Source organism: Roseiarcus sp. (assembly GCF_052145395.1).
Classification (GTDB): Bacteria; Pseudomonadota; Alphaproteobacteria; order Rhizobiales; family Beijerinckiaceae; genus Roseiarcus.
In genome coordinates, this window is the sequence record NZ_JBKQOT010000684.1 from 1 (window position 1) to 4,112 (window position 4,112).

A 4,112-nucleotide genomic window follows, 5' to 3' on the forward strand; every position below is an offset into this window, starting at 1 on the left:
CGCCCTCGGCGTCCCCAATGTGGCGACGATCATCGGCGAGGGCGGCTCGGGCGGCGCCATCGCCCTCGCCACCGCCAACAAGGTGCTGATGCTGGAGCACGCGATCTACACCGTCGCCTCGCCGGAAGCGGCCGCCTCGATCCTGTGGCGGGATTCGTCGAAGGCGCAGGAGGCGGCGACCGGCATGAAGATCACCGCCCAGGACCTGCTCAGGTTCGGCATCGTCGATACGATCGTGTCGGAACCGCTCGGCGGGGCGCATCGCGACCCGGAGACGGCGGTCGCCGCGACCGGCCGGGCGATCTCGGAAGCCTTGAAGGCGATGCAGAACATGAGTCCCGACCAGATCCGCGAGGCGCGGGCCGAAAAGTTTCTGGCGATCGGGCGGAAGGTGTAATTTGGCTGCAGCGGGAATGCTTTATTGGTACGGGGACGGTAGATTAATCATGAGGATCGTCATCGCCGTCCAGCGCGCCTGACAATCCGGCTCGGGATCTTGAGGGTTAGGCCAGACTCCACTCGGGCGAGAAGGATCGACCGCAAGGGCCGCTCCGTCAAAATTTCGCTTCGAGCTTGGCCTTGATGGCGTTGTCGCTCGCGTTCGAGGCGATGAGGCCGGAATAGTAGACGCCGAGCTTGACGTTCGCCGTGAAACGCCAATCGACGCCCACTTCGAGCGCGAGCGCGCTGCGCGCGACCGGCGCGCCGGCGATCGCGAAGGGAACGGTGGGAGCGCTGGCGAAGGCCATGGTCGAGGTCGGCGTCACGTCGCCGAACGCGTACTGCCACCCGATCCTGGCGTTCGCCACGAGCGGCGCCCAGGCGGAAAGGGAGGCCTCGCCGCGCAGGCCGAGCGTCGTGATCCCGTAGTCGTAGGCCGCCGAAGCGCCGTTGAGCGCCGCGGCCCCGACCGACTCGCTGAAGCTCCCTGTCGCGATCTGAAGCCCCGTCAGGCCGGCGAACGGCTCGACCCAGGCGGATGCGGCCTCAAGCTGGCCGAGCGGCATCCGCCAGCCGGCCTCCGCGAACGCCTGCCACGTATCGCCGCCGTAGCCGGAGCTGAGCGAGCCGCCGAATCCGGTAAGGTCCACCGTGCGGCTCGTTCCGTAATGATTGGCGCCGTAGAACCCGCCGCCTCTGAGCTGCAGCGCGCCGTCGTTGAGGCCGCCGTAGAGCCCGATAAAGGTCGTCGAGACGCTGCCGGAGGAACTGCGCGCATTGAGCCCGAGCGTCGAATCGTCGTAGCCGCCGGCGACACCGAGGCGATAGCGGCCCTGAAGGGTCGCGTCCGCGCCGAAGACCAGGCCGCCGACATCGTTGGTGAGGGTCGCGGCGTTGCCGTCGCCGCCGATATGGCCCCAGTCGTCGAACGCCTGGCCCCAGGCGGCCAAGACTTGGGTCGGGTTCGGCGCCAGAAGCGTCTGGACGGTTTGCGCGCCGCCGGCGAGCGCGCCGTCATAGGGCGTTGCAAGACGGTCGAACACCGCTTCGCGCGGCAGGCGCTGATCGTCGAACGCCGCCGAGGCCGCGCTCGCGTGGATTTCCCCCGACAGCGCGTCAAAAGCCTGGAGCGCGCCCGGCGCGGTCTGGCCGATGAGCGCGTCGTAGAGCGGCGAGCCGGCCGGCTGCGCCTGGAGCGCCATCGCGGTCGCGACCTGATTGGGTGTCTGAGCCACCGAAGCAAACGGCTGGACGGCAAAACCCAGATAGACGTCGTTGGCGTCGTAGCTCAGGCTCGGGTCGAGGAAGGCGAAGCTCGCGCTGGTCGAAAGCGAGGCGAAAGCCCCGAAGACGCCGCCCTCGGCGCTGATGAGCGTGTATCGCGTCGAGGGGGCATAGGTTCCGCTCGCAGCGACGATCTCCACCGTTCCGCCGGAAATCGTCGTCGGTCCGGTGGAGACGAGCTTGTCGTTCTGGCCGGCGGGACCGATAGTGACCGCGAACGTCGAGCCGGCCGCTAAAAAGGCCACGCCGTTGACGGTGAACGTCGCATAGGGCTGAAGCACGCCCGGCGCGATGGTCGCCCCGCTGTTGGCGATGAGCCCGCCGATCGTCCCCGTTCCGCCGAGGATTGCGCCCGATTCCACCGTGACGGTCGAGGCGAGCGATCCCGTCACCCCGAGCGTCCCCGCCTGCACGTCGGTCGCGCCCGAATAGGTGCTCGCGCCGGACAGGATGAGCGTTCCCGAGCCGATCTTGTTGAGCGCGCCCAGCCCCAAGATGACGCCCGAGATCGTGTCCGTATTCGATCCGGTGTCGATGGTCGGATCGGCGTTCAGCACGATCGGGTTCGGGAGCGTGAGCCCGCTCGCCTCGAACTGCAGCGTCGTGCCGGGCTGCATAAGGAGGGCGCCTGCGCCGAGCGCGCCGTTCGACCCGATCCCGAGCGTGCCGAAATCGAGGAGCGTGCCGCCTGCATAGGTGTTGGCGCCGGTCAGGATCAGGGTCCCGGTCCCGACCTTGATCAGTTCACCCTCGCCGGAGACGGCGCCGCTCCAGGTCAGCGTATTGCCGTTCGTGTCGAAGGTCCCGCCGTTGCTCGTCAGCGATACGGCGTTGTTGAAGGTGAGATCGTTCGCGCCCGCCTGCAGGATTCCGTCGTCCAGCGTGAGGCCGCCCGTGCCGATCGAGGAGGAAACCCCCGGGTTCGAGTTCGTGACCTGAACGGTCGTGCCCCCAGTGATCGTCGTGCCGCCCGAGTAGGTGTTCTGGCCGGACAGAATTGCCGTTCCGCCGCCGTCGACCGTGAGCGCAGAGGACGGGCTGGGGCCGAAGATGACGCTCGAATACGTTTGCGTCTGTGCCGAGGCGACCGTGATTTCCCAGGCGTCCGTACCGGACGCGGCCACGTCGGGCAGAATGGTCATCGTCAGGATCGTGTTCGGGTCGAGAGGCGCCAAAGGACTCGTGAGCCGGTCCGTGTAGGGAAAGCCGTAGCTGTCCGTCACCGGGGCGCTGCTGTTGTTCAGATAGCCGGCGTACGCGTTGTAGTAGGGGTCGCCCGGCTGCGCGGCGGCATAGGCGTCGCTCAGCGGCAGCGGCTTGGGCCCGCCTCCGTTCGGCTGGTTGCCGTACCAGGTCCAGGAGGGCGAAGCGCCAATCGTCTTTCCCGGTGCGTTCGGATTGGGCGCCGTGCTGCCGACGAAGCCGAAGTTCAGTCCGGAGAAATAGTCGGCGATCGCCTTTTGGACGACGTTGTAAGGGTCCGAACAGCTGGGGCAGATCGTGAACGAAGGGTTCGCGCCGTAGATGGCGTATGAGGACAGGTTCGCCTTGCTAACCAGAATGGTCAGGTTGCTCGAGGTGGCCCCGAGCGTCACCTGGCCATTGAGCACAAGATCGCCGGGATGGATCGACAGCCCATTGATCGTCTGCGCGGTATTCGAGATGTAGGCGTCCAAATTATAGTTCTGGAACGCCCCGCCTTTCGGGTATTGTCCGTTTTGGCCTGCGATGTCGGCGTGGATCGGCGTCGAGCCGGTTCCGCCCGTCTCAAGATAGGTCAAGTAGTTGTCGAAGCCCGGGTACGGCGTCGTCCCGCCGTTGGTGGTGCTTGGCGCGATGATGCGAACCACCCCGGTCAAGGGTCCGCTAGGCGTGTCGATCGTGACGCCGTCGGCGCCGTTGACGACGAGGGCGCCGAGGGTGTTGGAAGTCGTGTCGGTCTGGTAACCCTCGAGGGCGGCGAGGTTCTGGAAGACCGTGGCCGTGTTGACGGCGCCATCGTAATTCCAGGTGAGTGTCGTCGGATGGGCGCCTCCCGTTGTCTTCAGTTCCAGAGGGATGCCAAAGAAGTCGGTCGAGCTCAGATTGGCGCCGCCGGTCGAGCCGTTATAGGTGATTTCGTACTTGTCCATCCGGGTCGTGAAATTTGGCCCGTTCGGATTAAGGAAGTTGGGCGCGTAATCGTTGCTGGGGCTGAGACCGGTCAGTCCGGCCCCGAGGGAAACGAAAACCCGACCTGACGGGTAGTTTGTGACATCTACGCCGGCAGCAAGAGTCGAAAGGCTGTAGCTGACCCCGTCCTGGAGCTGGATGCTCGTGCCGGCGACCGTCGCATCGAATTGGCCCGGAGGCGCGCCGGTGAACGTGATGTACGCTGGCACGGACGA

Annotated in this window: 1 protein-coding gene and 1 pseudogene; one reads left to right on the forward strand and one right to left on the reverse strand. The window is 66.3% G+C overall.

Annotated features, from left to right (window positions below):
* A pseudogene (locus ACLP25_RS23395) lies at positions 1 to 397 on the forward strand (acetyl-CoA carboxylase carboxyltransferase subunit alpha); the annotation flags it as partial.
* A gap of 157 nt (positions 398 to 554) precedes the next feature.
* Here ACLP25_RS23395 and ACLP25_RS23400 read toward each other — a convergent pair.
* On the reverse strand, positions 555 to 4,112 hold a 3,558-nt coding region (locus tag ACLP25_RS23400), incomplete at its 5' end, for an autotransporter domain-containing protein (RefSeq protein ID WP_442471531.1).